This window comes from Actinoplanes sp. CA-252034, assembly GCF_050956125.1.
In the GTDB taxonomy this organism is placed as follows: domain Bacteria; phylum Actinomycetota; class Actinomycetes; order Mycobacteriales; family Micromonosporaceae; genus Actinoplanes.
Genome location: NZ_CP191846.1, coordinates 587,655 through 612,475 on the forward strand (window position 1 = coordinate 587,655; position 24,821 = coordinate 612,475).

Annotated in this window: 27 protein-coding genes and 1 tRNA gene; 14 read left to right on the forward strand and 14 right to left on the reverse strand. The window is 70.8% G+C overall.

Annotation, left to right across the window (positions count from 1 at the left end; genetic code table 11):
• Positions 1 to 8 precede the first annotated feature (8 nt).
• Together ACQPZW_RS02700 and ACQPZW_RS02705 are read right to left on the reverse strand one after the other, a co-directional pair.
• The gene (locus tag ACQPZW_RS02700; RefSeq protein ID WP_433793261.1) at positions 9 to 512 is read right to left on the reverse strand and encodes a gamma-glutamyltransferase; all 504 of its coding nucleotides are present in this window, start codon (positions 510 to 512) and stop codon (positions 9 to 11) included.
• Entirely contained in the window at positions 482 to 1,399 is a 918-nt protein-coding gene (locus tag ACQPZW_RS02705) for a gamma-glutamyltransferase (protein WP_433793262.1), read from the reverse strand. The genes ACQPZW_RS02700 and ACQPZW_RS02705 overlap by 31 nt, the downstream gene beginning before the upstream one ends.
• A 30-nt stretch (positions 1,400 to 1,429) precedes the next feature.
• Between ACQPZW_RS02705 and ACQPZW_RS02710 the strand changes: the two genes are divergently transcribed.
• The 3 genes from ACQPZW_RS02710 to ACQPZW_RS02720 all read left to right on the forward strand — a co-directional run bounded on the left by ACQPZW_RS02710 (position 1,430) and on the right by ACQPZW_RS02720 (position 5,087).
• Positions 1,430 to 2,842, forward strand: a complete 1,413-nt coding sequence (locus ACQPZW_RS02710; RefSeq protein ID WP_433793263.1) for an MFS transporter — start codon at positions 1,430 to 1,432, stop codon at positions 2,840 to 2,842.
• A 10-nt stretch (positions 2,843 to 2,852) separates the two neighbouring features.
• The gene (locus ACQPZW_RS02715; protein WP_433793264.1) at positions 2,853 to 4,337 is read left to right on the forward strand and encodes a pyridoxal phosphate-dependent decarboxylase family protein; all 1,485 of its coding nucleotides are present in this window, start codon (positions 2,853 to 2,855) and stop codon (positions 4,335 to 4,337) included.
• 222 nt (positions 4,338 to 4,559) lie between these two features.
• Positions 4,560 to 5,087 (forward strand): NADH-quinone oxidoreductase subunit B, encoded by a 528-nt coding sequence (locus ACQPZW_RS02720; protein WP_433793265.1) that lies wholly within the window; start codon positions 4,560 to 4,562, stop codon positions 5,085 to 5,087.
• 50 nt (positions 5,088 to 5,137) lie between these two features.
• Here the strand turns inward: ACQPZW_RS02720 and hemC are convergent, their stop codons facing one another.
• The gene (gene hemC, locus ACQPZW_RS02725) at positions 5,138 to 6,055 is read right to left on the reverse strand and encodes a hydroxymethylbilane synthase (RefSeq protein WP_433793266.1); all 918 of its coding nucleotides are present in this window, start codon (positions 6,053 to 6,055) and stop codon (positions 5,138 to 5,140) included.
• A gap of 49 nt (positions 6,056 to 6,104) precedes the next feature.
• Here hemC and ACQPZW_RS02730 point away from each other — a divergent pair, with 49 nt between their 5' ends.
• A complete protein-coding gene (locus tag ACQPZW_RS02730) occupies positions 6,105 to 7,394 on the forward strand; it encodes a DUF2252 domain-containing protein (protein WP_433793267.1) in 1,290 nt (429 codons plus the stop codon).
• Positions 7,395 to 7,398: 4 nt separating this feature from the next.
• Here the strand turns inward: ACQPZW_RS02730 and ACQPZW_RS02735 are convergent, their stop codons facing one another.
• Together ACQPZW_RS02735 and ACQPZW_RS02740 are read right to left on the reverse strand one after the other, a co-directional pair.
• Entirely contained in the window at positions 7,399 to 8,412 is a 1,014-nt protein-coding gene (locus tag ACQPZW_RS02735; protein ID WP_433793268.1) for a hypothetical protein, read from the reverse strand.
• Entirely contained in the window at positions 8,409 to 8,948 is a 540-nt protein-coding gene (locus tag ACQPZW_RS02740; RefSeq protein WP_433793269.1) for an RNA polymerase sigma factor, read from the reverse strand. Before ACQPZW_RS02740 ends, ACQPZW_RS02735 begins: the two co-directional genes overlap by 4 nt.
• A 64-nt stretch (positions 8,949 to 9,012) precedes the next feature.
• Here ACQPZW_RS02740 and ACQPZW_RS02745 point away from each other — a divergent pair, with 64 nt between their 5' ends.
• Genes ACQPZW_RS02745 through ACQPZW_RS02780 form a run of 8 tightly spaced genes read left to right on the forward strand, consistent with a single transcriptional unit; the run spans position 9,013 to position 17,212 of the window.
• Complete coding sequence (locus ACQPZW_RS02745; RefSeq protein WP_433793270.1) at positions 9,013 to 9,660, forward strand: NADH-quinone oxidoreductase subunit C; 648 nt, start codon at positions 9,013 to 9,015, stop codon at positions 9,658 to 9,660.
• The gene (gene nuoH, locus ACQPZW_RS02750) at positions 9,660 to 10,616 is read left to right on the forward strand and encodes an NADH-quinone oxidoreductase subunit NuoH (protein ID WP_433793271.1); all 957 of its coding nucleotides are present in this window, start codon (positions 9,660 to 9,662) and stop codon (positions 10,614 to 10,616) included. The genes ACQPZW_RS02745 and nuoH overlap by 1 nt, the downstream gene beginning before the upstream one ends.
• Before the next feature lie 52 nt (positions 10,617 to 10,668).
• A complete protein-coding gene (locus ACQPZW_RS02755; protein WP_433793272.1) occupies positions 10,669 to 11,385 on the forward strand; it encodes a NuoI/complex I 23 kDa subunit family protein in 717 nt (238 codons plus the stop codon).
• Complete coding sequence (locus ACQPZW_RS02760; protein ID WP_433793273.1) at positions 11,382 to 11,918, forward strand: NADH-quinone oxidoreductase subunit J family protein; 537 nt, start codon at positions 11,382 to 11,384, stop codon at positions 11,916 to 11,918. Before ACQPZW_RS02755 ends, ACQPZW_RS02760 begins: the two co-directional genes overlap by 4 nt.
• A complete protein-coding gene (locus ACQPZW_RS02765; protein ID WP_433793274.1) occupies positions 11,918 to 12,301 on the forward strand; it encodes an NADH-quinone oxidoreductase subunit NuoK in 384 nt (127 codons plus the stop codon). Before ACQPZW_RS02760 ends, ACQPZW_RS02765 begins: the two co-directional genes overlap by 1 nt.
• A complete protein-coding gene (locus tag ACQPZW_RS02770) occupies positions 12,298 to 14,211 on the forward strand; it encodes an NADH-quinone oxidoreductase subunit 5 family protein (RefSeq protein ID WP_433793275.1) in 1,914 nt (637 codons plus the stop codon). Before ACQPZW_RS02765 ends, ACQPZW_RS02770 begins: the two co-directional genes overlap by 4 nt.
• Positions 14,211 to 15,728 carry a complex I subunit 4 family protein gene (locus tag ACQPZW_RS02775; protein ID WP_433793276.1) on the forward strand — a complete coding sequence of 506 codons (1,518 nt, stop codon included), beginning with the start codon at positions 14,211 to 14,213 and terminating at the stop codon, positions 15,726 to 15,728. The genes ACQPZW_RS02770 and ACQPZW_RS02775 overlap by 1 nt, the downstream gene beginning before the upstream one ends.
• Positions 15,725 to 17,212 carry an NADH-quinone oxidoreductase subunit N gene (locus tag ACQPZW_RS02780; protein WP_433793277.1) on the forward strand — a complete coding sequence of 496 codons (1,488 nt, stop codon included), beginning with the start codon at positions 15,725 to 15,727 and terminating at the stop codon, positions 17,210 to 17,212. The genes ACQPZW_RS02775 and ACQPZW_RS02780 overlap by 4 nt, the downstream gene beginning before the upstream one ends.
• 18 nt (positions 17,213 to 17,230) lie before the next feature.
• Here the strand turns inward: ACQPZW_RS02780 and ACQPZW_RS02785 are convergent, their stop codons facing one another.
• The 8 genes from ACQPZW_RS02785 to ACQPZW_RS02820 form a co-directional block, all read right to left on the reverse strand.
• A complete protein-coding gene (locus ACQPZW_RS02785; protein ID WP_433797402.1) occupies positions 17,231 to 17,896 on the reverse strand; it encodes an MOSC domain-containing protein in 666 nt (221 codons plus the stop codon).
• A 14-nt stretch (positions 17,897 to 17,910) separates the two neighbouring features.
• Positions 17,911 to 18,120: a GNAT family N-acetyltransferase gene (locus ACQPZW_RS02790; RefSeq protein WP_433793278.1), complete on the reverse strand. Its 210-nt coding sequence runs from the start codon at positions 18,118 to 18,120 to the stop codon at positions 17,911 to 17,913.
• Positions 18,117 to 19,127, reverse strand: coding sequence for an LLM class flavin-dependent oxidoreductase (locus tag ACQPZW_RS02795; protein ID WP_433793279.1), 1,011 nt, complete (start codon positions 19,125 to 19,127; stop codon positions 18,117 to 18,119). Before ACQPZW_RS02795 ends, ACQPZW_RS02790 begins: the two co-directional genes overlap by 4 nt.
• A gap of 7 nt (positions 19,128 to 19,134) precedes the next feature.
• Positions 19,135 to 19,548: a DUF1707 SHOCT-like domain-containing protein gene (locus ACQPZW_RS02800; RefSeq protein ID WP_433793280.1), complete on the reverse strand. Its 414-nt coding sequence runs from the start codon at positions 19,546 to 19,548 to the stop codon at positions 19,135 to 19,137.
• 48 nt (positions 19,549 to 19,596) lie between these two features.
• A complete protein-coding gene (locus ACQPZW_RS02805) occupies positions 19,597 to 20,058 on the reverse strand; it encodes a hypothetical protein (protein WP_433793281.1) in 462 nt (153 codons plus the stop codon).
• Complete coding sequence (locus ACQPZW_RS02810; protein WP_433793282.1) at positions 19,998 to 20,852, reverse strand: MFS transporter; 855 nt, start codon at positions 20,850 to 20,852, stop codon at positions 19,998 to 20,000. The genes ACQPZW_RS02805 and ACQPZW_RS02810 overlap by 61 nt, the downstream gene beginning before the upstream one ends.
• A gap of 106 nt (positions 20,853 to 20,958) precedes the next feature.
• Positions 20,959 to 21,825: a zinc metalloprotease HtpX gene (htpX, locus tag ACQPZW_RS02815; RefSeq protein WP_433793283.1), complete on the reverse strand. Its 867-nt coding sequence runs from the start codon at positions 21,823 to 21,825 to the stop codon at positions 20,959 to 20,961.
• Positions 21,826 to 22,014: 189 nt separating this feature from the next.
• Complete coding sequence (locus tag ACQPZW_RS02820) at positions 22,015 to 22,464, reverse strand: Uma2 family endonuclease (protein WP_433793284.1); 450 nt, start codon at positions 22,462 to 22,464, stop codon at positions 22,015 to 22,017.
• Between ACQPZW_RS02820 and ACQPZW_RS02825 the strand changes: the two genes are divergently transcribed.
• Positions 22,448 to 22,780: a PCC domain-containing protein gene (locus ACQPZW_RS02825; RefSeq protein ID WP_433793285.1), complete on the forward strand. Its 333-nt coding sequence runs from the start codon at positions 22,448 to 22,450 to the stop codon at positions 22,778 to 22,780. The two genes, ACQPZW_RS02820 and ACQPZW_RS02825, sit on opposite strands and share 17 nt — an antisense overlap.
• Positions 22,781 to 24,141: 1,361 nt before the next feature.
• Positions 24,142 to 24,420, forward strand: a complete 279-nt coding sequence (locus tag ACQPZW_RS02830; RefSeq protein ID WP_433793286.1) for a hypothetical protein — start codon at positions 24,142 to 24,144, stop codon at positions 24,418 to 24,420.
• Between the two features lie 137 nt (positions 24,421 to 24,557).
• On the opposite strand, the gene ACQPZW_RS02835 is transcribed toward ACQPZW_RS02830, so the two are convergent.
• Positions 24,558 to 24,642, reverse strand: a tRNA-OTHER gene (locus ACQPZW_RS02835).
• Between the last annotated feature and the right edge of the window lie 179 nt (positions 24,643 to 24,821).

The window sequence follows — 24,821 nt, forward strand, 5'->3', positions numbered from 1 at the left end:
GTCATCCGTTACAGCAGCAGTCCCACGCCGCCGCGTCGTGGGTCGCCGGCCGCGCCGGTCCGGCCCACGGCGGTGACACCGCCGAAGTAGTGGTTGTTCTCCGGCCACTCGACGATCTGCCAGCCCTCGCCCGCCAGTTCGGCCAGCTCGGCGGCGGGATACCCGGCCTCCACATGCACGGTGCCCTCCACCGCGTGAAACCGTGGCCGGGCGATCGCCTCCGGCACGCTGAGCCCGTCGACCAGCACCCCGAGCAGCGTGTCGACCAGAGCGGTCCGGATCCGGGAGGCCCCGGCCGAACCCGCCGCCACGGCGAGGTCCCCGTCCGGCCCCGTCACCACGAGCGGGCACATGTAGGACGACATCCGCTCCCCGGGCACCAGGTTCTCGGTGAGCAGCTCGCCCTCACCGAGCATCGAGTTCAGGTTGATGCCGAGCCCCGGCAGCCAAACCCCGGCGCCCAGCCCGAGCGTCGTGGTGATCACGCACGCGTTGCCCGCCTCGTCCACCACGGAGACGTTCGTGGTGTCCCCGAGCCGCTGCTGACCCCGGTTGACCAGGGCCGACGCCACCCCCGGCGCACGGGCGGGCCGCGACAGATCAGTGGGCAGCGCTCCGATCGTGTCCACGGTCCGGTTGAGATCGTGCCGAGCGTGCACCCGATACCCGGCGAGTGGCGCCTGCTCCACCGGAACCGACTCGACCCGGTACGCGGCCAGGTCGACCGGCCCGATCGTCCCGCCTGCCGCCCGTACCGTGTCGACGAGCAGCTTCCCGTACCCCCGGTGTAGAAGATCTCCGGCCCGTCGCTGGCGAGCACGTCCATCGTCGTGGCCAGCCCCGGGTGATACAGCAGCTCGTCGCCCTGCAGCAGCCGCCCACCCGGCTGATACCACGCGGCGCCCTCGCCGTAGGCGAGCGCAGGCGCACACGATTCCAGCGTCCGCGCATGCGCGTCCGGCAGAAGGACCCCGGTCCGGGCGAGCCCGGCTGCCGGCGCCACCACCTCGGGCCATGGCAGCCGTCCCCAGCGCCGGTGCACCTCACCGAGCCCGGCCGGCACCCCGGGCACGGCCACACTGGCCCCGCCGATCGAGTAGATCTGTGCCAGCCCGCCGAAGAACACGTCCACCGACACCATCGCCGACGCGTCCCGATCACCGTCCAGACCCGGCACCGCGACGAAGAAGTCGAGGCAGGTGACCTCACGGGTCCGCGCGTCGTAGAAGGTGGCGAACCCGCCGCCGCCGAGCCCCGTGTAGACCGTCTCGGCGACACAACAGGCGAGCACAGCAGCCACCGCCGCGTCGGCCGCGGTGCCCCCGGACTCGAGGATTCGCAGCCCGGCGCGGGCGGTCGCCGGATGACTGGCGGCGACGCCGGCCGCAACGCTTTTCATGCGGCCGAGCGTAGGCGGAGCAGGCCGATCATGGTTACGATGCGCTTCGATGACGACCGCCGGTCCCCTCCCGTGGTACCTCCGACGAGTGTCCTGCCCCGCGGTGTTTTGGCTGGATATGCGCTTGGCTCGCTGGTCACGGGCGCCTTCGGCACAGTGCCCGGTTTGCTTCTTCTGCCTTATCTGACCGACACCCTTGGTGTCGCCGCCGGCGTGTCCGGATTGCTTGTTCTCCTACCGAAGGCATGGGATGTCGTCGTCAATCCGGTCGCCGGCCGGATCTCCGACCGCCGGGGCTCGCGCCGCCCGTTCCTGCTGATCGCCGGACTGCTGCTCGGCCTCCTGTTCGCCGCGATCTTCATGGCCCCCTTCCCGGGCGGCGCCGCCTCCGGCGCGTACGTCGCCGTGGCCTTCCTCGCCGCCGCCACCGCGTTCGCCTTCTTCCAGGTGCCCTACGTCGCGATGCCCGCCGAGCTCACCGACGGCTACGCCGAGCGCACCCGCCTGATGACGTGGCGGGTCGCGGTCCTGGCGCTCGCGATCCTCGTCTCCGGCGCCCTGGCGCCACTCGTCGTCGAACTCACCGGCGGCGGCCGCGAAGGACACCGGTGGTCCGGCGCTTTCGTCGGCGCGCTCATCGTCGTGGGCACGCTCGCCACCTTCCTCGGTACGCGTGAAGCCCCCACCCGCCAAGCCGGAGAATCCGAGCCGAGCCTCCGAGCCCAACTGCGCGTGGCCAACGGCAACGCCCCCTTCCGTGCCCTGTTGATCTGCTGGATCGTCCAGGCCGCCGGCATCGGCACCATGCTGGCCGGCGTCAAATACTTCGCCGATCACGTCCTCGCCCAGGAGTCCGGCGCGACCTTCCTGTTCGCCGCTTTCGTGGGCCCCGCCCTGCTGGTGATGCCGCTGTGGACCACGGTCGGCCGCCGGCACGGCAAACTCCGCTCACTGATCGCCGCCTCCCTGCTCTTCGCCCTGGCCGCGCTGGCGCTCGTCGCCGCACCCGCCCTGCCCGCGGTCGCCGTCTATCTGCTCGTCGCCGTGGTCGGCGCCGGATATGCCGGTCAGCAGGTCTTCGCCCTGGCGATGCTCCCGGACTGCATCGCCCACGACACCGCACGCACCGGCCGCCGCCAGGCCGGCGTCTTCACCGGCCTGTGGACAGCGGGGGAGACCCTCGGTCTGGCGCTCGGGCCCGGCATCTACGCATCAGTCCTCCAGATCTTCGGCTACGTCTCCTCGGCAACCGGTGAATCGGCTGCTCAGAGTGGGTCGGCTCGCCTCGGCGTGCTGCTCGGTTTCACGGTCCTGCCGGCTCTGCTGGTGGGTGCCGCCGTGGTGCTGCTGCGACGTTACGACGATCGGGCGGAGGGCGTCGGTGGCCCTGTGGACAAGTCGCCGCTGTGGACAACCGAGGGTGTGACGCCGGAGAGGGGATAGCGTCACCGCCATGACTGATGCGCTGCCGGAGAAGGGTGTCCCGGGCGAGCAGATCCTGGCCGAGCTGCGAGAGCTGCGGGCCGGTGACCTACCCACCCACGGCGGGCGTCTGTTCGCCTACGTCTACGACCCTGCCCTCGACGGCCTGGACGAGCTGGCCCACGCCGCCCACGCCACATCCGCGCACGTCAACGGGCTCGACCCGACCGCCTTCCCATCCCTGCTGGCGATGGAGAACGCGCTGGTCGCCGCAGCCGCGCGACTTCTCGGCGGCGGTCCCGCGACGGTCGGCAGCGTCACCAGCGGCGGCACCGAGTCCCTGATCCTGGCGGTGAAAGCGGCCCGCGACGCCCGCCCCGACATCCGGTCGCCCCGGCTGGTCGTCCCGGCCAGCGCGCACGCCGCGTTCGCCAAGGCGGCCCACTACCTGCGGGTCGAGCTCGACGTCGTGCCACTGTCGGGGTTGAGGGCCGATCCACGGGCGACGGCCGCGGCGATCACCGCGGACACGGTGCTGATCGCGGCGTCCGCACCGAGCTACGCCCACGGCGTCGTCGACCCCATCCCGGAGATCGCCGCGATCGCCGCCGAGCACGGGGTGCGGTTCCACGTCGACGCCTGCTTCGGCGGCTGGATCCTGCCCTACCTGCGTCGCCTCGGGCCCGACCTGCCCGTCGGCGACCTGCCCGGTGCCGCTGTGCCCGGTGTCGCCGTGCCCGGTCGCGATCTGCCCGATTTCGATCTCTCCGTGCCGGGTGTAACCAGCATCTCCGTCGACCTGCACAAGTACGCCTACGCCCCGAAGGGCGTCTCGATCCTCCTGCACGCCTCCGAGGAGCTGCGCCGCCCGCAGTATTTCGCGCACGCCGACTGGCCCGGCTACACCATGATCAACCCGGTGATCTCGTCCACCCGCTCGGGCGGCCCGATCGCCGCCGCCTACGCCACGCTGCGCTCGATCGGCGACACCGGCTATCTGGCGCTCGCCGCGAAGACCCGCGAGTCGGTCACCGTCCTGGCCGCCGCGGTCGAGGCCACCGAGGGCGTGCGGCTCTACGCCCCCACCGAGACCACAGTCGTCTGTCTGGCCTCCGACGGCGTCGACCTCTTCGTCCTGGCCGACGAGCTGGCCGCCCGCGGCTGGCACACACAGCCCCAGATGGCCCACGCCGACCACCCGCCGACCATCCACCTGACGGTGACCGCAGCCGTCCACGCCACCGCCGCGTCGTTCGCCCCCGACCTGGCCGAGGCGGTCGCCGCAGCCCGTGCCCGCGGCCCGATCCAGCTGCCACCGCTGCCACCCCTGACCCCCGAGTCGGTCACGCCGGAGCTGATCGCCTCCCTGGCCGAGGGCCTGGGCCTGGGTGCCGGCGACTTCACGCAGATGGCAACGGTCAACACGATCCTGAACGCCGCCCCGCCGGCCCTCCGGGAGGCGCTGCTGACCGGCTTCCTGAGTCTCCTCCAGCGCCCCACCCCGGTGACAAGGTGACCGGCCAGTGGCGCTCTACGTCACCGGCGGGACGGATCCGCAGGTCGCCGTCCTTACGGCTCCAAATCTGTCGGGGTCCCGCGCTGATGGCCGGGCTCGCTACTACGTCGAGGGGCCGAACTTCCCGGCCGGGGTGCTATAGGTGCTCGCACGCCTATGACGGGGCGGCTCGCACGCCTATGACACTGAGCCGGCCGTAGCCGGATGCGTTAGGTTGACCGGATGGCCGGTCTGCCAGGAGTGCTCGGGGAACCCATCCGCTTCGTGCTGAACTGGGGGCGCCGCTACTCCCTCTGGGTGTTCAATTTCGGGCTGGCGTGCTGTGCCATCGAGTTCATCGCGTCCAGCATGGCTCGGCATGACTTCATGCGGCTCGGGGTGATCCCGTTCGCGCACGGGCCACGTCAGGCCGATCTCATGGTCGTGTCGGGCACGGTCACCGACAAGATGGCGCCGGCGATCAAGCGGCTCTACGACCAGATGCCGGAGCCGAAGTATGTGATCTCGTTCGGCTCCTGCTCCAACTGCGGCGGGCCCTACTGGGATTCGTATTCGGTCACCAAGGGCGTCGACCAGATCATTCCGGTGGACGTCTACGTGCCCGGCTGCCCGCCCCGGCCGGAGGCGCTGCTCCACGGCATCCTGCGCCTCCAGGAGAAGATCGCCGCCGAGCAGTCCGGCCTGGGCGGCGTGTACCGCCCCGACCCGCTGGCCTTGACCGCGCCCCTGGTGAAACCGCCGACGAAGTAACCCCACGAGGAACGGCGAGCGGGCCGACAACGCGCGGGCTCGAAGGCCACCTAGCCGAGGATCTCCCGGGCGCCCTGGCGCAGGAGCGAAGCGGCGACCGACGTGCCCAGCACGACCGGATCGGCCGCCCACTCGTGCGCGTCCAGCACCGTCTTGCCGTCCAGGCTGATCACCCGGGCCCGCAGACTGATCCGCCCGTCCGGCTCGGTGCGCGCGTAGCCGCCGATCGGGGAGCTGCAACTGCCCTGCAGGATGTGCAGCATGGTGCGCTCCGCCTCGGTCTCCCGGCCGGTCCGGGGGTCGGCGAGCACCTCCGCGATCTCCAGCGCCGCCTCGTCGTCGTGACGGCACTGCAGCACCAGCGTTCCGCTTCCGACGGCGGGCACGAACGTGTCGACGTCGATCGTGTGCCCGACACGTGACGGCATGCCGATGCGGTGCAGTCCGGCGACGGCGAGGAGCAGTACGTCGTACTCCCCGGTGTCGAGTCGTGCCAGCCGGGAGTTGGCGTTGCCGCGGATCGGCACCGCGGTGAGGTGTGGCCAGTGCAGGGCGAGCTGGGCGATCCGGCGGACCGCCGACGTGCCGACCCGGGTTCCGGCGGGCAGGTCGTCGATGCTGCGCCCGGCCGGGTCGACGAGGCAGTCCCGCACGTCGTCGCGGGTCAGGTAGGCGGCGAACACGGTCCCGGCGGGGGCGGGCCGGTCGCCGGGCACGTCCTTGACGCAGTGCACGGCGATGTCGGCCCGTCCGTCGAGGAGCGCCTGGTCGACCTCCTTGGTGAACGCGCCCTTGCCGCCCAGCTCGGACAGCGCGCCCTGCCATCGATCGCCGCTGGTGCTGAGGGGGACGACCTCGACGGTCACCTCGGGCCGCCGGTCGGCGAGCATCCTCCGGACACGCTCGACCTGGGCGAGGGCCATGGGGGAGGAGCGGGTTCCGATACGCAGCAGGCGTGAAGCGGACATAGCGGAAAGAGTAGTACCCGGCCGCTTCGGGCTGAGTACCGTGACCGTCATGAGGGCCGACTTCATCATCGACGTACTGACCCGCGAGTTCGGCGAGCTGATGGCGCTCGACCCGGCCGCGTTCCGTCGCAAGTTCCGGAAGATGGCGGCGTCGCCGTTCGCCTTCTACCGGGGCAGCGCCTCGCTCTTCTACGCCGACCTGAGCGGCGACTTCCGCGACGACAGCTTCCTCGACGAGCGCACCAGCCGGGTGTGGATCCACGGTGACCTGCATGCGGAGAACTTCGGGACGTACATGAACTCGTCCGGTCGCCTGGTCTTCAACGTCAACGACTTCGACGAGGCGTATGTCGGGCCGTACAGCTGGGATCTGAAGAGGTTCTCGGCGAGCGTCGCCCTTATCGGGTACTCGAAGGCGCTCTCCGACGACAGCATCTCGGCGCTGGTGACCGCGTTCGCCAAGTCCTATCTGACCGAGTTGCGAGCGATCGCGCATGGTGGTGACGACGCGATCGGCTCGATCACCCTGGAGAACGCGACGGGTGTGCTGCGCCGGGTGCTGCAGGAGGCGCGGCTGAACACCCGGGTCGATCTGCTGAGCGAGCAGACCACGATCGACGACTACGATCGCCGGTTCTCGGTCGGCGACGGCGTCTACGACGTCGACGCGGAGACCCATGCGGCGGTACGGGAGGCGTTCGACCGCTACCTGGACACGCTGCCACAGACGTCGCGGCCGATCTCCCTGCACATCAAGGACATCAAGCTGCGCAAGGGCGTCGGCATCGGGTCGGCCGGGCTGCCGTCGTACAACCTGCTGCTGGAGGGGCACACCGAGGCCCTGGAGAACGACGTCGTGATCTACATGAAGCAGGCGCAGGTCCCGGCCGTGGCCCGCTGGATCGACGACGAGCGGGTCAAGGGCTACTTCGAGCATCAGGGCCACCGTACGGCCGAATCGCAGCGTGCCCTGCAGGCGCACGCCGACCCGTGGCTCGGGTTCACCGAGCTGAACGGGGTGGGGCAGTTGGTGGCGGAGGTCTCCCCGTACGCCGCGGATCTCGAATGGTCGGATGTGAACGAGCCGGAGGAGTTGTCCGGGGTGATCGCCGACCTGGGCCGTGCGGTGGCCCGCATGCACTCGGTCGCCGACGACGAGTCCAGCCACGACCTGGTCGACTTCTCCACCGAGGAGGCGATCGTCGCGGTCGTCGACAAGGACGAGCCCGGCTTCGTGCAGCACCTGGTCGAGTTCGCGCACAAGTACGGTGACCAGGCCCGCGAGGACCACCAGGACTTCGTCGACGTGTTCCGCAACGGCCGCCTCCCCGGCCTGTGACACCTCAGCGGAAGGACACCGAGTAGGCCCATTCGGCCTCCTGGCCGGCCGGTGCGTCGTAGCGGTACCAGGTGGCGATGTTCGTGGTCAGGGACTCTCTGATGAGGAACTCCTCGGCCGCCGGTTTCGCCGCACACGGAACGGTGTGCTCGGCCAGGAGCTTCCCGGTGGGACCGGCGCTCTCGTCCGGGTCCGGGGTGGTCGCCGTCCGCCGGAACTGCAGGGTGAGCTCGCCGGCGGCGGCCCGGCAGATCAGAGTGAGGGTGGCCGGCTTCGCCGGGTGCCTCGCCTTGGCGTAGGAGCCGTTCGGGCGGAACCTCTCGCCGGGCTCCGTCAGCGGCATCGTGCCGCCCTCGCGGACTCCGGCTCCGCCGACGAGCCCCACGAGCACCGCGAGGTCGTCGTCCGCGACCGTGCCCGGGGCGTGTGGCGAGCCGGGCGCCGCGGTGATCCGGAATGCGAATCCGGATTGCGCGGCCGACCGGATGTCGGCCAGCCGGAACACCAGGTCGGGCCCGTTCAGGTCGACGTCTCTACGGACCGGAACCGGCTCCGCGCCGCACGGCACCAGCATGCGGCTCAGTTCGGCGTCCTTCCCGGTCACGGCCAGGGTGATCGTCCCGGTTCCGATGCACGCGGCGGTGACCTGCACCGGCGTCGCGTAGACCCGCTCGGTGTGCTGGAAACCGTCCACGACCGGGGATCTCACGTCGATTCCGGGCAGCCCGGCGTCGTCGGCGACGAGCTTTCCGAGCGCGGCCGTCGCCCGGGCCTCGGGGCTCGACGGCGCCGAGGCGGCGGGCGGCGGCGGTTCCGGCCGGGACCGGTCACTCAGCAGGACGGCGCTGCCTCCGGCGATCGCCAGGATCGCCGCGGCGGTGGAGACGGCGGTGGTGACGCGCCGGCGGCGAACGGTTCGCCGGGCCGCGGCGGTCCCCGGTGGGAGGACCTGCCTGACCTCCTCCGTGCGGAAGCGCGTGAAGAGCGTGACGAGGTCGTCCGGCTTCCCGGCGGTCATGATGCGCTCCCGTGCGGCTCGGAGAGCTTGAGCTGGGCGGCGAGCGCGGCCCGCCCGCGGTGGAGGTGCGAGCGGATCGTCACCTCGGTGACGCGTTCCCGCAGGGCGATCTCGGCGACCGGCAGATCGGCCAGGTAGTGCAGCACGACGGCCCGGCGCTGGGCGGGCGGCAGGGTGCCGAGCGCGGCGATCAGGGCGACCCGTTCCGGTCCCGGCCCTTCGGTCCGCGGTTCGTCCGGCCGCTGCCTGCGCAGGAAGTTCATCGCGGTACGGGCCCGGCGCCACCGGCTGACGGCCAGGTTCCAGGCGACCCTGCGGATCCAGGCGACCGGGTCGTCGTACCGCGCGATGGTGTTCCACCGGGCCAGGGCGCGGCAGAACGCCTCCTGGGCCACGTCCTGCGCCTCCTGACGATCACCGAAGTACGCGTACAGCTGCACGGCGAGGTCGGTGTACGCGGCGGCGTACACGTCGTCGAAGCTGGGTGGATCGGCATCGGCCCGGATGGGTGTCTCCAGCGCGGATCTGGGGGTCACGAGGACTACACGCGGTCGCCCGGCGGAACGTTGCATCCCGGCCCCGGATCATAGGATGGCCTGCATGACGCCCGAAGAGGTCGGTGAACGCCTGGTCCACCTGCTGGCGACCGACGATCCCGAGAAGGGCACGGTCACGTCGGAGGTCTCCGGCGGCGGTCCCGGCCACGCCCGCGCGGTGGTCGACGTGCCGGCCGCCCGCTGGTGGTTCGCGGCCGAGGCGGCCCGTGACGCGGGTGCTCTGGGCTGTGACTTCTTCGACTGGCTCTCCGCGGTGGACGAGCTGGACGGCGGCTTCTCGGTGGTGGCGCACCTCTGGTCGACCCGCCGTAAGCACGGACTGCTGCTGCGCACCCGGGTGTCGCGCGAGGACCCGGAGGTGGAGTCGCTGGTGGACCTCTACCCGGGCGCCGCCTGGCACGAGCGGGAGACGTTCGAGATGTTCGGCATCACGTTCGCCCGCCATCCCGACCTGCGCCCGCTGTTGCTGCCACCGGAGTTCGAGGGGCATCCGCTGCGCAAGGAGTTCGTGCTGGCGGCCCGGGTGGCCAAACCGTGGCCGGGCGCGAAGGAGCCGGGGGAGTCGGAGGGCGGCGCGACCAAACGCGCCCCGATGCGCCCGCCCGGCGTCCCGGACCCGAACGACTGGGGTCCGCTCAAGGGCCAGGCGCCGGCGGTCCCGGAGCGGCGTGCCCCGCGGAGGGCGGAGTGATGCCGCTCTGGCTCGACCTCCTGATCCGGGTCGTCGCCGTGATGGCCGGGTTCCTGGTTCTGCCGCTGATCGTGGGGCAGGCCGAGCACAAGGTGATGGCGCACATGCAGGGGCGGGTCGGCCCGATGTATGCGGGCGCCTTCCACGGCTGGGCGCAGCTGATCGCCGACGGGGTGAAGTTCGTCCAGAAGGAGGACATCACCCCACGTGACGCCGACCGGACGGTGTTCCGGCTGGCCCCGATCGTGGCCCTCTTCCCCTATCTGGTGGTCGTCATGACCATCCCGATCGGCCCCGGCCTGGTGGCGCAGAGCCTGGACATCGGCCTGTTCCTGGTCCTGGCGGTGCTCGGCATCGGCGTGGTCGCGGTGCTGATGTCGGCGTGGTCGTCGGCCAACAAGTACAGCCTGCTCGGTGGTGTCCGCGGCGCCGCCCAGCTGCTGGGTTACGAGCTTCCGCTGGTCCTTTCCGCGGCGAGCGTCGCGATGGCGGCCGGCACGCTGAGCCTGCCCGGCATCGTCGAGGCGTGGCAGCCGTGGTGGCTGATCTGGCAGGCTCCGGCCGCCCTGGTCTTCTTCATCGCGGGACTGGCCGAGATCCGCCGCCCGCCGTTCGACATGCCGATCGCCGACTCCGAGCTGGTCTTCGGCTACATGACGGAGTACACGGGCTTGCGGTTCGCGTTCTTCCTGCTCGCCGAGTATGTCGGCATCGTGGTGATCGCCGCCCTGACCACGGTCCTGTTCCTCGGCGGCTGGCACGGCCCGATGGAGGATCAGCTCGGCTGGCTCTGGACGTTCCTGAAGATCGGCGCCCTGTCCTTCGTGATCATCTGGCTGCGGGTCACGTACCCCCGCATGCGCGAGGACCAGCTTCAACGCCTCTGCTGGCTGGTCCTGGTCCCGGTCGCCCTGGGCCAGCTGGTCCTCACCGTGGCCGTCAAGTCGCTGCTCTGAAACGCGGGGGCAAGGTCGCGTCGGGAGAGCCGAGCGGGCAGGATGGTCCCTTGTGAGTGAGAACGGTGAGCGCAACGTGCCCGGCAAGGGCCTGCTCGACGGGCTCGCCGTAACGCTGAAGACAATGACGCGGCGAGCCGGCACCCAGCAGTACCCGGATGTGCAGCCCGACCTGCCACCACGCTCCCGCGGCGTGATCGCGCTGTCCGAGGAGAACTGCACGGTCTGCATGCTCTGCGCCCGTGAGTGCCCCGACTGGTGCATCTACATCGACTCGCACAAGGAGGAGGTCGTCGTCCCGGGCGCCGCGCGGCCCCGCCAGCGCAACGTGCTGGACCGGTTCGACATCGACTTCTCCCTCTGCATGTACTGCGGCATCTGCATCGAGGTCTGCCCGTTCGACGCGCTGCACTGGACGCCCGAGTTCGAGTATGCCGAGACCGACGTCCTGTCCCTGCTGCACGACAAGACCCGGCTGGGCGAGTGGATGCGCACGGTGCCTCCGCCGCCCGCGCACGACGTCCTCGGCGAGCCTTCCAAGGAGGAGGCCACCGCGGCACGCAAGGCAGCCGGTCCGGGCGCGGCCACCGCCGCGAAGACGGCAAGACCCGCAGCGGTACGCGCTACACCCCGGACAACCGCACCTCCGGCCGCCCCGCCCGCGCAGACCCGCCCGGCCGAACCACGACCCTCGGTAGAGGCACCCGAGCCGGAGGCGAAGCCGGAAGCACCGAAGCCGCAAGGGCCCGAGCCGGAGGCGGATCAGTGACCGTCGCCGACGTGCTCCTATTGGCGCTCGGTGCGGTGGCCGTGGGCGCGGGCTTCCTCGTGGTGACCAGCGCCCACCTGGTCCGCTCCGGCCTCTACCTGGTGATCAGCCTCGGCGCGATCGCCGGCCTCTACCTGGTCCTCGGCGCCGAGCTGGTCGCCTGGGTGCAGATCCTGGTCTACGTGGGCGCGGTGGTGGTGCTGCTGCTGTTCGCGGTGATGCTGACCCGGGCCCCGATCGGCCCCTCCACCGACCTGGACCGTCCGGCTCTCCCGGCCGTCCTGATCGGCGGTGGCGCCGGACTGGGCCTGGCCGCTCTGTTCGCCGACGCCTTCCGCTGGACGCTCTACGCCGCCCCGCAGCCGGGGACCGCCGAACGGGTCGGCGAGCAGATCTTCGGCGGCTGGGTGCTGCCCTTCGAGGTGCTCTCGATCCTGCTGCTGTCCGCCCTGGTCGGCGCGATCGTGCTGTCCCGTCCGGACATCGGCGCCCGGTCCGCGGTGACCGTCACCGAGCACGAGCGGGAGGCCTGATGCACGTCGTCATCCCCTACGTGGTCGGCGCGCTGCTGTTCGGCCTGGGCGTCTACGGCGTCCTGCGACGGCGCAACGCGATCCTCGTCCTGATGGCCGTCGAGCTGATGCTGAACGCGGTCAACCTGATCCTGATCACCGCCGACGTGTCGCTGCGCCCGGGGCTGACCGGCGTGGTGATCGAGTCGTGGGCCCGGCCCGGCTCGGGTGTGCCCGCCGCCGACACCGGCACGGGTGGCGTGCTGGCGCTGTTCGTGATCGTGCTCGCCGCCGCCGAGGTGGGCGTCGGCCTGGCGATCATCCTGCAGTACTACCGGATGCGTAAGGCGGTCGTGGTCGACGACGTGCGGCTGGACGCGGACGAGGAACGGGTGGCCGGGTGAGCGTCGACGTTGCCGGGCCGCTGCTTCCGCTCGTACCCCTGCTGGTGGGTCTGATCGGTCTGGCCCTGCCCCCGGGCGACGGTGGCCGGAACCGTCGCCGTCTCGCCGCCGGAATCGGTGTCACCGGCGCCGCGGTCGCCCTGCTGCTCGCGTTGCGCCTGGTCCTGGAGCCGGCGCAGCCGTCCGACGGGTGGGACACCGGTCTCACGCTGGCCGTGATCGGTGACCTGGAGGTGCGGTTCAGCACCCTCGTCGACGCGGCGGCCGCCTACGTGGCGCTGGCCGTCACCGTGGTCGCCCTGTCCGTGCAGATCTACTCGATCACCTACCTGCACGACGACAGACGCTACGCGCCGTACGCCGCTCAGGTCAGCCTCTTCACCGGCGCGATGCTCCTGGTCGTCGCCGGCAGCGACCTGGTCCTGATGCTGATCGGCTGGGAGGTGATGGGCGCCTGCTCCTACCTGCTGATCGGTCATGATCGGCGGCTGCCGGAGGCGCCCGCCGCCGCGGTGAAGGCGTTCCTGGTCACCCGGATCGGCGACATCGGCTTCCTGCTCGGCATCGCCGTCCTGGTCACCGACGCGAAGAGCACCTACCTGCCCGACGTGCTCGCCCACGACTACTCGCCCGGCACGCTGACCGCCGCGCTGCTGCTGATCCTGGCCGGGGTGGCCGGCAAGAGCGCCCAGTTCCCGCTGCACACCTGGCTGCCGGACGCGATGGCCGGCCCCACCCCGATCTCCGCGCTGATCCACGCGGCCACCATGGTCGCGGCCGGTGTCTACGTGGTGTTCCGGCTCTACCCGCTCTACGCGCGGTCGCCGGCCGCGCTCGCGACGCTCGCCGTGATGGCCGCGATCACCATCGTGATCGGGGCGCTGTCGGCGACCGCCCAGGACGACCTGAAACGGGTCCTGGCCTGGTCGACGGTCTCGCAGATCGGCTACATGACCGGCGCCCTGGCCGTCGGCTCGCCCGCCGCCGCCCTGTTCCACCTGCTCACCCACGCCGCGTTCAAGGCGCTGCTGTTCCTCGCGGCGGGCGCGGTGATCCACGCGGTCGGCACGAACCTGCTGTCCCGGATGGGCGGCCTGCGCCCGTACATGCCGGTGACGTTCTGGTCGTTCGCGATCGGTCTGGGCGCGCTCGCCGGTCTGCCGCCGCTGTCCGGTTTCTGGTCCAAGGAGAACGTGCTGACCGCGGCCGCCCACGCCACCGAGGGCGGTGAGACCGCACCGGCCTGGGCCGCCTGGCTGGTCTGGCTGGCTGCGCTGCTGTCGGTCGGCGTGACCGCCTGGTATGCGACCCGGCTGTTCCTGCGCGCCTTCTTCGGCCCGTCCCGTGCCCACGGCCGGCACGGCCCGGCCTGGGAGGTCGGCTTCGACGACGCTCGCTACCAGGTCCCGGACAGCCCACACGACCCGCCGGCGCCGATGCGCTGGCCCCTGATCCTGCTCGCGATCCCGGCCGCCGTGCTCGGGCTGGCCGCCTTCGCCCCCGGCTTCCGGACCGCCCTCGAGCTCGACGACCCGCACCTGGGCGTGGCCGTCGCCCTGCCGATGCTGCTGCTCGCCACCGGCGCCGGCACCGCGTGGTGGCTGTGGTGGGCGGTTCCCGGCGTCGACCCGGCCGACGCTCTCGGCCGGGCGAGACCGTTCCTGGCCGCCGGGTTCCGCCTCGACGACGTCCAGCACCGGCTCGTGGTCCGCCCGGCCCAGGTGCTCGCCCGCTGGGCCACCACCGGCGACACCCGGATCGTCGACGCCGCCGTCATGGGCGCCGGAACCGGCACTTCCCGCGCCGGTGACGCGCTCAAGGAGGCACACCGCCTGCCACTGCCTGCCGCCGCGGTCGCGGTCTGCGCCGCGGCCCTGTTGCTCGGCGCGATCGCGTGGTGGGGAGCCTGATGTACCGCGACTACATCGAACCGGCCTGGACCGCCCAGCAGGTGCTGCTCATCGCGCTTCTGGTGGTGCCCGCCCTCGGGGCTATCGTGGTCGCGCTGCTCCCGGCCGCACGATCCCGGATCGCCGCGGTCGCCTTCGCCGCTGTCACGTTCGTGCTCTCGGTGCTGCCGGCCCTGGTCCGGCCGAACGACTTCGGCTGGTTCGCGTACGGGCCGGGGGACAACCTGCCGCTGGTGCCCTGGATCGACCTGGATCTGCCGTGGGTGCCGACGCTCGGGCTGGAGTTCCACCTCGGTGTCGACGGGGTGTCCTACCCGCTGATCGTGCTCACCGGGTTGCTCACGCTGCTTTGCTGTGCGTACACGCCGAAGAAGGGTCTTGCCGCTCTTCTCCTGGTCCTCGAAGTGGGTGTGCTCGGCACGTTCCTGGCCCTGGACCTGATCCTGTTCTTCCTGTTCTTCGAGGTCGTGCTCCTGCCGATGTACGCGGTGATCGCCGGCTGGGGCGGCCCGAACCGCCGTGCCGCGGCCCGCAAGTTCGTCCTCTACACCCTCGCCGGATCGGTCCTGCTGCTGCTCGGTGTCCTTCTCGTCGTCACGAAGGCGGGCACCGGTGACCTGATCCTGCTGACCGGCTCCCCGCACCTCGACCGCACCACCCAGTACGCGGCGTTCGCCCTGCTGGCCGTCGCGTTCGCGGTGAAGGCCCCGCTCTGGCCACTGCACACCTGGCTGCCCGACGCGCACACCGAGGCCCCGACGGTCGGCTCGGTGATCCTGGCCGGGGTGCTGCTGAAGATGGGCACGTACGGCCTGATCCGTGTCGGCGTGGGAGTCGCCCCCGACGGCGCCGCCTGGGCCTCGCCGGTGCTGGGTGTCCTGGCCGTCGTCGCGATCATCGTGGGCGCCCTGATCTGTCTGCGCCAGACCGAGCTGAAACGCCTGATCGCGTACTCCAGCGTCGGTCACATGGGTTTCGTGCTGCTGGGGATCGCCACCCTGTCGGTGGCCGGCATCCAGGCCGCCCTCCTCGGCAACGTCGCGCACGGCCTGATCACCGGCCTGCTGTTCTTCCTCGTCGGCACGATCAAGGACCGGTCCGGCACCGGCTCCCTCAACCAGCTGAGCGGCCTCCGCGAGACCGCCCCGCGCCTGGCCGCGCTCCTCGGCTTCGCCGCCATCGCGTCCCTGGGCCTGCCCGGCCTGGCCGGCTTCTGGGGTGAGGCGTTCGCCGTGATCGCCGCCGTCGACCGGGGCGGCCCGCTCTGGCTGACCCTCGCCGTGATCGCCGCGGCCGGCGGCGCCCTGACGGCCGCCTACTTCCTGCGCCTGCTGCGCCAGGTCACCCACGGCCCGGCCACCCCGGAGGTACGCGCCCTGAGCCCCGCCATCAGCGGACGCGAATGGCTGGCCTGGTCCCCGCTGATCCTGCTGACCCTGGCCGTCGGCATCGCCCCTGCCCTGGTCCTGTCCGACACCGCCATGCCGCTGACCACCCTGCTGGGAGTCCGCCCATGAGAAGCCAGACCGTCGACCACGTCGCGCTGCTGCCGCTCTACGTCGCCGCCGCCACCGCGGTCCTGGCCCTGCTCGCCGACCTGTTCACCGGACGGCGGCCGGTGATCCTCGGCGTGACGGTCCTCGGCGCGATCGCCACCGCCGTCTGCGCGCTCGCCGTCGGCCCGTGGGACCCGACGTTCTGCGTCCCGGGCGGCTGCTCCTGGGTCCCGACCCGGCCGGCCGCCGTGACCGCCGCGCTCTTCGCCGCCCTGACCGCCGGAGTCCTGGCCTTCGCGGCGCCCACCCTGCGCATCGGCGCCGCGCCCGTCGGCGAGTATTGCTTCCTGCTGGCCTGCTCGATGACCGGCGGTGTCACCGTCGCCTACGCCGGTGACCTGCTCACCCTGATCGTCGGCCTGGAGACCCTGACCCTCCCGCTGTACGTTCTCGTGGGCCTGCGCCGCTACGCCCCCGCCGAGCGCCCGAGCGCCCGCCCGGCCGCCGCCTCGGTCACGTTCTTCCTGATCAGCGTCATCTCGACGGCGATCGCCCTGCTCGGCATCGCCCTCAACTACGCCGCCACCGGCACGGTCCACCTGGCTCTGCTGGGCCCGGCCGCCACCCCGTTCGCCGCGCTGGCCGGAGTCGGCGCCGCCCTGCTCGTGATCGGCCTGGCCTTCAAGGTCGCCGCCGTGCCCCTGCACGCCTGGGCCCCCGCCACCTACGACGGTGCCCCCGTCCCGATCGCCGCGTACCTCTCCACCGCCTCCAAGCTGGGCGGTGTCGTGGCCCTGGCCGCCGTGGCCGCCCGCCTGGACGCGGGTGCCGTGACGTCCGCCCTGGCGGTGCTCACCATGACCGTCGGCAACCTGGTGGCCCTCCGCCAGACCCGGATGGTCCGCCTGCTCGCCTGGTCCTCGGTGGCCCAGGCCGGTTACATCCTGGCCGCCCTGGCCATGGGCGCTCCGGGAGTTCCGGCCGCCCTCGCCTACGCCGCCTTCTTCGTGGTCCTCGAGCTGATCGCCTTCGGTGTGGTCGTGGCCCTGCGCCCGCCGGTGACCCTGATCCCGACCGCGGAGCAGTCCGAAGCCGACGGTGGCACCCTGGAGGACTTCCGGGGCGCCGCCCGCCGCCACCCGTGGCTGGGCGCCGCGTTCGTCCTGGCGATGGCCGGTCTGGCCGGTCTGCCACCGGGCCTGGCCGGCCTGTTCGCGAAGATGTCGGTGGTCGAGTCCCTGGTGGCCGAGGGCTGGATCTGGCTGGCCGCCGTGGTGGTGGTCAACGCGGTGATCGCCCTGGCCTACTACGTCCGGGTGTCGGCTCTGCTCTACACGGTCCACGACCACCCCGGCATCCACGTCGCCGACCCCGGGCTGTTGTACGACGCCACCCACCCCCGCCACCGGGTGGCCACCCCGATCGCGGCTGCCCTGACCGCCGCGACCGTGGTCGCCGTGGTCCTCGGCTTTGCCCCTCAGCTACTCCTGAACGCCCTCACCTAGCCCCCACGCGGGCCGGTATCAGCCACGGTGGTGGGCGAGCCGGTTCTCGATGTCGGCGCGCATCTGTTGCGGGAGAGCTTCGGCGACCAGCAGGCGGGACAGGTGCTGCGGGTTGTGCATGTAGATGTCGAACGCCTCGGCGATCGTCAACCCGTGCCCGGGACGCTCGACCACCTCGATACGGGCGCCCGGCACGATCTCGCCCTCCTGAAGGATGCGGAGATAGGCGCCGGTGCGATTGGAGGCGGCGAAACGTCTGATCCACCGGGGCTCGGCCATCCGGTGCTGGAACGTGGCGCACGGGATGCGGCCGAAGGTGGTCTCCAGGACAACCCGGTCACCGACCTGCCAGCGGTCGCCGATGACGGCGTTGTAGAGGTCCAGGCCCTCGGTCGTCAGGTTCTCCCCGAACAGGCCGGGCGCCAGGTCACGGCCCAGCTCGGCCGACCACCAGGCGTAGTCCTCGACGGAGTACGCGTACACCGCCTGGTCGTCGCCGCCGTGGTGTTTGACGTCGCCGATGAAGTCGCCGACCACGCCACTGTGCAGACCGGTCGTCTTCGGGCCGGGGCGGCGGACGGTCACCGGCTGGTCCACGGCGCGCTTGCCGATGCCGGTGACGCCGGTGCCCTTCGCCGGGTTCGGCTCGGAGCGGCCCACGTTGAGGGAGACGAGACGGCCCACGCCGGAGGAAAGGGTCATCGGGAGAAATCCACCACCGCTCGGTCTTCGATCGGCCGGTAGCCCAGCCGGGGGTACAGGGCGTTGCTGGTCGGATTCGCCAGGTCGGTGAAGAGGACCACGTCGGACGCGCCGGCGTCCAGCGCATTACGGGTCGCGGCAGTCGCCGGACGGGACCCGGCGTTCTCGGCGAAAGCCGAGACGTCGGACGTGAGGTGCCACGTCATCGGGACCACGCCTTCGCGATGCGGGCCAGACCGTCGATCCTGGTCGCCGGATCGTGAACGGCGCCTGCCAGCATGAGCTCGTCGGCACCGGTGCGATCGGCCAGGTCCTCCAGGGCGGCCACGACCTCCTCGGCCGTGCCGGTGAACTGGGTACCGGGCAGCGACTCCAGCGCCACACGATCGGAATCGGACAGCTGCCGCTGGGCCGCGGTCTCCGGCGACACCATCGGACCGAGCCGGCCGGTCCGCAGGCTGAGCGCCATCACCCGGCTCGGACCGGCCAGGAAATGCGCCTCCTCGGTCGTCTCGGCGGCCAGGACCGAGGCGCTGACCATCACCCACGGCAACGGGTACCGGGGTGACGGCTGGTAGCCGTCCCGATAGAGACGCAACGCGCCGTCCACATCGGAGTTTCGCGCGAAGTGGTAGGCGAAACAGAACGGCAGGCCCAGCACGGCCGCGAGCTGAGCGCCGTAGGTCGACGAGCCGAGGATCCACACCTCGGGGAACGACTCGGCGGCCGGGGTCGCGGACAGCCGGCCGGCCGGCACCCGCTCGTCGCCGAGCAGGCCGAGCAGCGTCTTCATGTGCTCGGGGAACTGCTCGACCGTCAGGTAGGGCGAGACGCCCCGCAACGCGGCCGCGGTCACCTGATCGGTGCCCGGAGCACGGCCGACGCCCAGGTCGACGCGACCCGGATAGAGCGCCTCCAGCAGGGCGAACTGCTCGGCCACCACGAACGGCATGTGGTTCGGCAGCATCACCCCGCCGGAGCCGACCCGGATGTCACGGGTGTGCGCCGCGACCGCGCCGATCAGCACCGGCGGCGACGTCGACGCGACGGCCGGCATGTTGTGGTGCTCGGCCACCCAGAACCGGGAGAAGCCCAGCTGATCGGCGGCCACGGCGATCTCGATGGTGCCGCGCAGAGCATCGGCGCTGGTCCGGCCCTCGCTGACGGTGGCCAGGTCGAGCACGGAGAGCGGAACGCGTTTCGGTGCGGTCATGCGGAACTCAATCTCTCCGGTTCTGTTTACGGATCGTCTGCACGCCCACGGTCACCGCGCCGAGCGCGACACCGGGCACCAGCAGCCAGACCGGCCACGGGTAGACGCCACCCTCGACCGACACGGCGACCAGGGCATAGGCGACGACATTCACCGCGGCGAGGGCGCCGAAGATCGTCCAGAGCACGATGAGAGCGGTCGGCAGACGACGGGTCCCGTCGGCGGCGCCGCGCCCGGGGCGGGGCAGATCCTTCACGAGGACGAGCAACTCGGCGTGGGTACGGGCGGCGTACGCCACACCGATGCGCTCGTCATACTCATGCAACGACAGACGGCCCTCATCGAGCGCGAACTTCAGCCGGTCGGCGATCCGCTGACGGTCCGCATCCGCCGCCCGCATGCCTTCGACCTCTTTGGACATACCGCCCCCTCGTCGCCCGCTCCCGGGTCAGGCTATCGCGGCGACCGCTCAGACGAGGTCCGTGGCGAGGCGCTCGCCGGCGTGCCGGTCCGCGCGGGCCATCGAGCCCTCCGGGACGGCGGCGACCGCCGCGGCCAGCAGCAACACCACCGCCGCGAAGGCGAACGCCCAGGGCAGCCCGCCCGGCTGGTCGACGATCACCCCGGCCAGGGCACCACCGGCCGCGCTGCCGCTCACCGACACGGTCACCATCCAGGTGTACGCCTCGTTCAGCATGCCTGCCGGGGCGAGCCGCCCGACCAGACTGTTCTCCACGGTCAGCGCGGGCGCGATCGTCGCGCCACCGAGCACAAGGGCCGCTCCCAGCCAGAGCGGGCTCGGCATGAACGCCAGCACCAGGAAGCTCGCCGACACCGCGGCCAGCAGCCAGGCGAACTGCCGGGACAGCGTCATCGCCGGGCGACGGGTGCCGAACCAGATGCCGCCGATCGCGCTGCCGATCCCCCACACGCCGAGCAGCATGCCGCCCAGAGCCTCGCCGCCCCGTGCTGAGACGCGTAGGCCGGAACGATCACGCCGGCCGCACCGAACGCCGTGCCGAGCGCGGTGACACACAGCAGCAGCGGCGGGAAGCCACCCGCCCGCAGAGGGCCCAGACCCTTCGCCGCCGCCGCCGGATCGTGCGCGCCGCGGTGCCGCATCACCGGCAGCCGGGCCACCCATGTCGTACCGGCGAGCGTGACGACACCGGCGCAGATCAGCGCCGCCGCCGGCTCGGCCGTGGCCACCAGGAACGCCGCGACCAGCATCGGGCCGAGCACGAACACCAACTCGAACAGGGACGTCTCGGCGGCGATCGCGGCCGACCGCAGCTCGTGCCGGCCGGTGCCCGGAGCGGTCATGTCCGTCCACGCGCGACGGATCGCCGCGGTCGACGGCGGGTAGGTGGCACCGGCCGCCGCCGACGCCACGAAGATCCACGCCAGGTCCTCGACGCCGCCGCGGCTCGCCAGCAGCAGGGCCGCCAGGGCCAGCGGGTGCAGGATCGCCGTCGCCAGCAGGATCGGTCCGGCGCCGATGCGGTCGGCGAGCCGGCCCGCGATCGGGCTCAGCGCCGCGCCGGCCAGCGCGTAGACACCCCCGGCCAGACCGGCCGCCGCATAGCGCCCGGTCGTCTGCTCCACCAGCAGCAGAAGGGCCAGCGGAGTCATGCCGATGCCCAGACGGGCCAGGATCCCGACGACCAGCAGAACCTTCGCCCCCGGCAGCCGCCACACGCCGAGATATTGCCGCAATGCGGTCACGGGGGTCCTCCGGGCTGCCGAACGGTAACGAGCGAAACGCTCTTCGAGGCTAACGTCGGCAGCCTGTGGACTCATCCGGTTTATGGCAGCGCCTATATGAGCAGCGTCACCGATGCCTGGTGAGGGCCGCCTGCTGGTGCAGCCGGCGGACCCGCTCCTCCATCGGCGGGTGAGTGGAGAACAGCGCTGCCAGACCGCCACCCGCGAACGGGTTCGCGATCATCAGGTGCGCGGAGCTCGCCAGGCGCCCGTCAGCGGGCAGGGGTGCGCGCGCCGTACCACGATGGATCTTCTCGAGGGCGCCGGCCAGGGCGAGCGGGTCACCGGTCAGCGTCGCCCCGGAAGCGTCCGCCTGGAACTCGCGGTTCCGGCTGATCGCCAGCTGGATGATGGTCGCGGCCAGCGGGCCGAGGATCATCATGAGCAGCAGGCCGGCCGGGTTCGGGCCGTCGTCGTCGTCGCCGCCGAACGGCAGGAAGATCGCGAAATTGGCGAGCATCGTGACGATGCCGGCCAGGCCCGCGGCGACACTGGAGATCAGAATGTCGCGGTTGTAGACGTGCGACAACTCGTGGCCGATCACCGCCCGCATCTCCCGCGGCTCCAGCAGGTTCAGGATGCCGGCGGTCACCGCCACCGCGGCATGCTGCGGATCACGGCCGGTGGCGAACGCGTTCGGCTGCACCGCCGGCGAGACGTAGAGCCGCGGCATCGGCTGGCCGGCCGTCTGAGCCAGCTCACGCACGATCCGGTACAAACCCGGCAGTTCGGCCTCGGTCATCGGGCGGGCACCCATCGCCCGCAGCGCCATCCTGTCGGAATAGAAGTAGCTGACAGCGTTGACCGCCAGCGACACGAACACGGCGAGCACCAGACCGGTGCTGCCTCCGAGCCAGTAACCCACGGCCAGGATGAGGCCGGTGAGCAGACCCAGCAGGGCGGCCGTCTTGAGGCCATTGTGATGGCTGGACACTTCGACTCCTTCGGCTTGCGGGCTCGTGACCCGCATTCCAAGGAACATCGTTCGCCTGCGTGTTCATCCGTGTGCCCGCTGTGACTTCACTGAAGGCAACGTCAGATGTACGCCGTACACCCCCCCGATCTCTCGAACGGGCTGATGTGGCTCAGGAACAGGGCGTGGCGCTGCCGGTCACAGCGTGCGTCAGCGACGGACGAGAGAGCGAGTATCGAGCTCGAACCGGAACGGGTGCTCGGAGATCAGGCTCGCGCCGGTCTTCACGACCGTTTCCTCTACGTAGTGCTGACCGTCGAGGCGGTTGAGCCGCAGTGTCAGCGAATCCGGCGCCTCGTGTTCGACCAGGAGGTGCCAGCCGATGCCGGCGGCGGCGTAGAGCTGCATCTTGAGCACGCGGTCCATGGCGGCGTTGCTCGGCGAGACGATCTCACCGATCAGAAGGACCCGGGAGGCGTCCGCTGTGACGTCTTCCTCGTCCACGTCCACGACGGCCAGGGCGGGAATCACGATGCGGCCGGTGTGCAGCCGGACGTTGATCGCCTCAACGGCGACCGAGAATCTTCGCGCGATCGGTTCCGCCTTGGCGGGTATCGACTCGACCCCCTGAAAATCTAGAGTCATGGTGCATCTGATCACTGTCGAGAAAGATCAGGAAGTTCTGGCGACAATTGGGGCGGCTCTTGCTGAGCTAGGCGTAACCGCCGGTTCGATGACCCTGATCGGAGCCGTTCAGGCGGCGACCGTCTCGGTTATGAAGAAAGATGATGCGCTGACTGATTACCTGCGCACCTACGATCAGCCGCTAGAGCTGAGCGGCACCGGAGAAATCTGGGACGGCAAACCGCACGTTCACGTCACGCTGTGCGCGGAGGACTTCGTAACCGGCGGACATCTGCACTCTGCGACGGTAAGAGACTTCTTCGTTCACGCCTACGTCACGCCGTTAGGATGATATGTGGCCCTCCGCGTACTGGTGGAGGGCCACATATTCTGTCGTGTGGCATGGGTGAGAGAAATTTTCGGAATGGTCGCGCAGTCCGGTTTACGGGCCTGCACGTGCTCGGCCCGCTCGATCAGGATCCGCGCGACGGCTCCCATGGTCGTGATCACTGCGTCCGCCCCCGCCCGCCGGAATGGCTCTTCCTTCGCGGGCCGGTTCGCGTAGGCGATGCTGCGCACTCGGGCAGCCTGCGCGCCCTCGATGTCCGAGAGCTAGTCGCCCACGAGGACACAGCGGGTGGCCGGTACACCGACGGCCTGAACGGCTCTCGGGATCGGTGCGGGGTTGGGCTTCATCTGGCCCGGCTCGGCGTCCGCGCGTCGGCTGCCGGCGAGACATAGGCGCTTAGCCGGTGTGCGGCGAGGTAGGCCGAGACGGTCCTAGCGGAGTTGTTGCTCACGACCGCCACCGGCAAGCCCGCCTGATGGGCAGCAACGATGACTTCACGGCCGTACGGGGTGGGAACGGCCGAATCGGCCGCGTGGCGCTCTGCCTGGCACGCATCCTCGATCTTCCGGGTGACGCTCGGAGTTGCGGGCTTGTCCGTCCATCTGAGGACTTCAAGCGGATCCTGTTCAGTGGCCACACCCGGTGGGATGTCCACGCCGTGTTGCCGAAGCACGTCGCCTAGGGAGCTTCCGAGGTCAGGGTCTGTGCCGGGTCGCCGCCGCCTCGGCCGGTCTACCTGCCGGGTTCGGGTGTTGTCGCCGCCGTCTGCGGTCGGTGGCCGAGCCCGGGTTCCTCTACCGGGTGCGCCGGACGGCCCGGCGATGGGTTTTGTGCCTGCCCGAACCGCTGCTCGGGTGCGAGTGCGGCGCGGCACCGGCGTCGACGATCCGGCTCACGCGTGTCAGTGGTCCGTGTGGTCGATTTTCTCTGTGGTCGCTGGCGGTGATGGGCGCACACGTAGCGGTTGCGTGTGCGCTGGTCGTCGCCCTGGCGTTGGTGAGAGCCCACGATCGGGGTTTCGTGTGCGCTGGTGGTCGTGGGGGCGTGGCTGGGGTCGCACGATCGGTGTTCGTGTGCGCCCGTCCTCGTGCTCGGCGAAGGCAGGGAACGTCCTGGTGACGAGTCCCCGGGGCAAGGGCAGCGGACGTCTGGCGACCAGTCTCTCGGGGCAATGGGCCGGAGACGTCTTGGTGGCCGGTCTCTCGGGCCCGGGGGCAGCGGACGTCTCGGTGACCAGTCCGTGAACCGCGGCGTGAACGGGCTTGCGGCGACGTCATGACCTGGCTGAGCTATGGCCAGCCGACGCCGGCGCAGACCCTGATTCCGAAAGCTCTCTCTAGATCCGCGGCGATTCCGGGTGCGGGGTGGCCGGTGAAGATTCCGCGGACTGGTCCGTCGAAGTCCAACAGCACGGCGTCGATGTCGGCCATGAGCCGATCGAGGTCGGTGCCAACCTGAGGCACGCGTGCCTCTCCGGATGGCTTAATGCGGGTGTCTCGGCCGCCCTGGTCGCGACTTGGGCGGGGCACAGCATCGCCGTCCCGCTGAAGATCTACGCGAATTGCCTCTATGGAGAGCAGGAAGCCGCGCTGCGGGGCATCGAGGCGTTCCGGCAGGGCTACGCCACACCCGAAGCTGCCTGATCACGGCCGGCGAAGTTCGGGGGACGTATGGGGGACAGCGGGTGAGATCCAACGCGATCGAGTGAGACTGAGTGAGATCAACGAAAGAGGCCCCTGACCGCCGAATCGGCTGGTCAGGGGCCTCTTTTGCTTGCCTGTGGCGGGTAGAGGATTCGAACCTCTGTAGCTTTCGCGACGGATTTACAGTCCGCGGGGAACGACGCTGTGACCAGGGGGAATCCCACTGAGTGCCCGTATCGCGACACGGATACGACTTTGGCGATGCGATGGCGGACTACAACGGAGAGAGTCAAGGTGACCTCTACCAACGCCAGGCCTGATCTTGCACCCCATTGTCTAGCGGTACTGACGTGGCGGAGACTGCGTGAGTGAGGGAGACGACTAACCTACGCGTACAGCGC

What these genes read in the sequence shown, in the direction of transcription:
- ACQPZW_RS02705 (WP_433793262.1), bottom strand. Translation starts at nt 1,399, where the DNA reads ATGAAAAGCGTTGCGGCCGGCGTCGCCGCCAGTCATCCGGCGACCGCC.
- ACQPZW_RS02710 (WP_433793263.1), top strand. Translation starts at nt 1,430, where the DNA reads ATGGTTACGATGCGCTTCGATGACGACCGCCGGTCCCCTCCCGTGGTA.
- ACQPZW_RS02715 (WP_433793264.1), top strand. Translation starts at nt 2,853, where the DNA reads ATGACTGATGCGCTGCCGGAGAAGGGTGTCCCGGGCGAGCAGATCCTG.
- ACQPZW_RS02720 (WP_433793265.1), top strand. Translation starts at nt 4,560, where the DNA reads ATGGCCGGTCTGCCAGGAGTGCTCGGGGAACCCATCCGCTTCGTGCTG.
- hemC (WP_433793266.1), bottom strand. Translation starts at nt 6,055, where the DNA reads ATGTCCGCTTCACGCCTGCTGCGTATCGGAACCCGCTCCTCCCCCATG.
- ACQPZW_RS02730 (WP_433793267.1), top strand. Translation starts at nt 6,105, where the DNA reads ATGAGGGCCGACTTCATCATCGACGTACTGACCCGCGAGTTCGGCGAG.
- ACQPZW_RS02735 (WP_433793268.1), bottom strand. Translation starts at nt 8,412, where the DNA reads ATGACCGCCGGGAAGCCGGACGACCTCGTCACGCTCTTCACGCGCTTC.
- ACQPZW_RS02745 (WP_433793270.1), top strand. Translation starts at nt 9,013, where the DNA reads ATGACGCCCGAAGAGGTCGGTGAACGCCTGGTCCACCTGCTGGCGACC.
- nuoH (WP_433793271.1), top strand. Translation starts at nt 9,660, where the DNA reads ATGCCGCTCTGGCTCGACCTCCTGATCCGGGTCGTCGCCGTGATGGCC.
- ACQPZW_RS02765 (WP_433793274.1), top strand. Translation starts at nt 11,918, where the DNA reads ATGCACGTCGTCATCCCCTACGTGGTCGGCGCGCTGCTGTTCGGCCTG.
- ACQPZW_RS02775 (WP_433793276.1), top strand. Translation starts at nt 14,211, where the DNA reads ATGTACCGCGACTACATCGAACCGGCCTGGACCGCCCAGCAGGTGCTG.
- ACQPZW_RS02780 (WP_433793277.1), top strand. Translation starts at nt 15,725, where the DNA reads ATGAGAAGCCAGACCGTCGACCACGTCGCGCTGCTGCCGCTCTACGTC.
- ACQPZW_RS02790 (WP_433793278.1), bottom strand. Translation starts at nt 18,120, where the DNA reads ATGACGTGGCACCTCACGTCCGACGTCTCGGCTTTCGCCGAGAACGCC.
- ACQPZW_RS02795 (WP_433793279.1), bottom strand. Translation starts at nt 19,127, where the DNA reads ATGACCGCACCGAAACGCGTTCCGCTCTCCGTGCTCGACCTGGCCACC.
- ACQPZW_RS02800 (WP_433793280.1), bottom strand. Translation starts at nt 19,548, where the DNA reads ATGTCCAAAGAGGTCGAAGGCATGCGGGCGGCGGATGCGGACCGTCAG.
- ACQPZW_RS02825 (WP_433793285.1), top strand. Translation starts at nt 22,448, where the DNA reads ATGGTGCATCTGATCACTGTCGAGAAAGATCAGGAAGTTCTGGCGACA.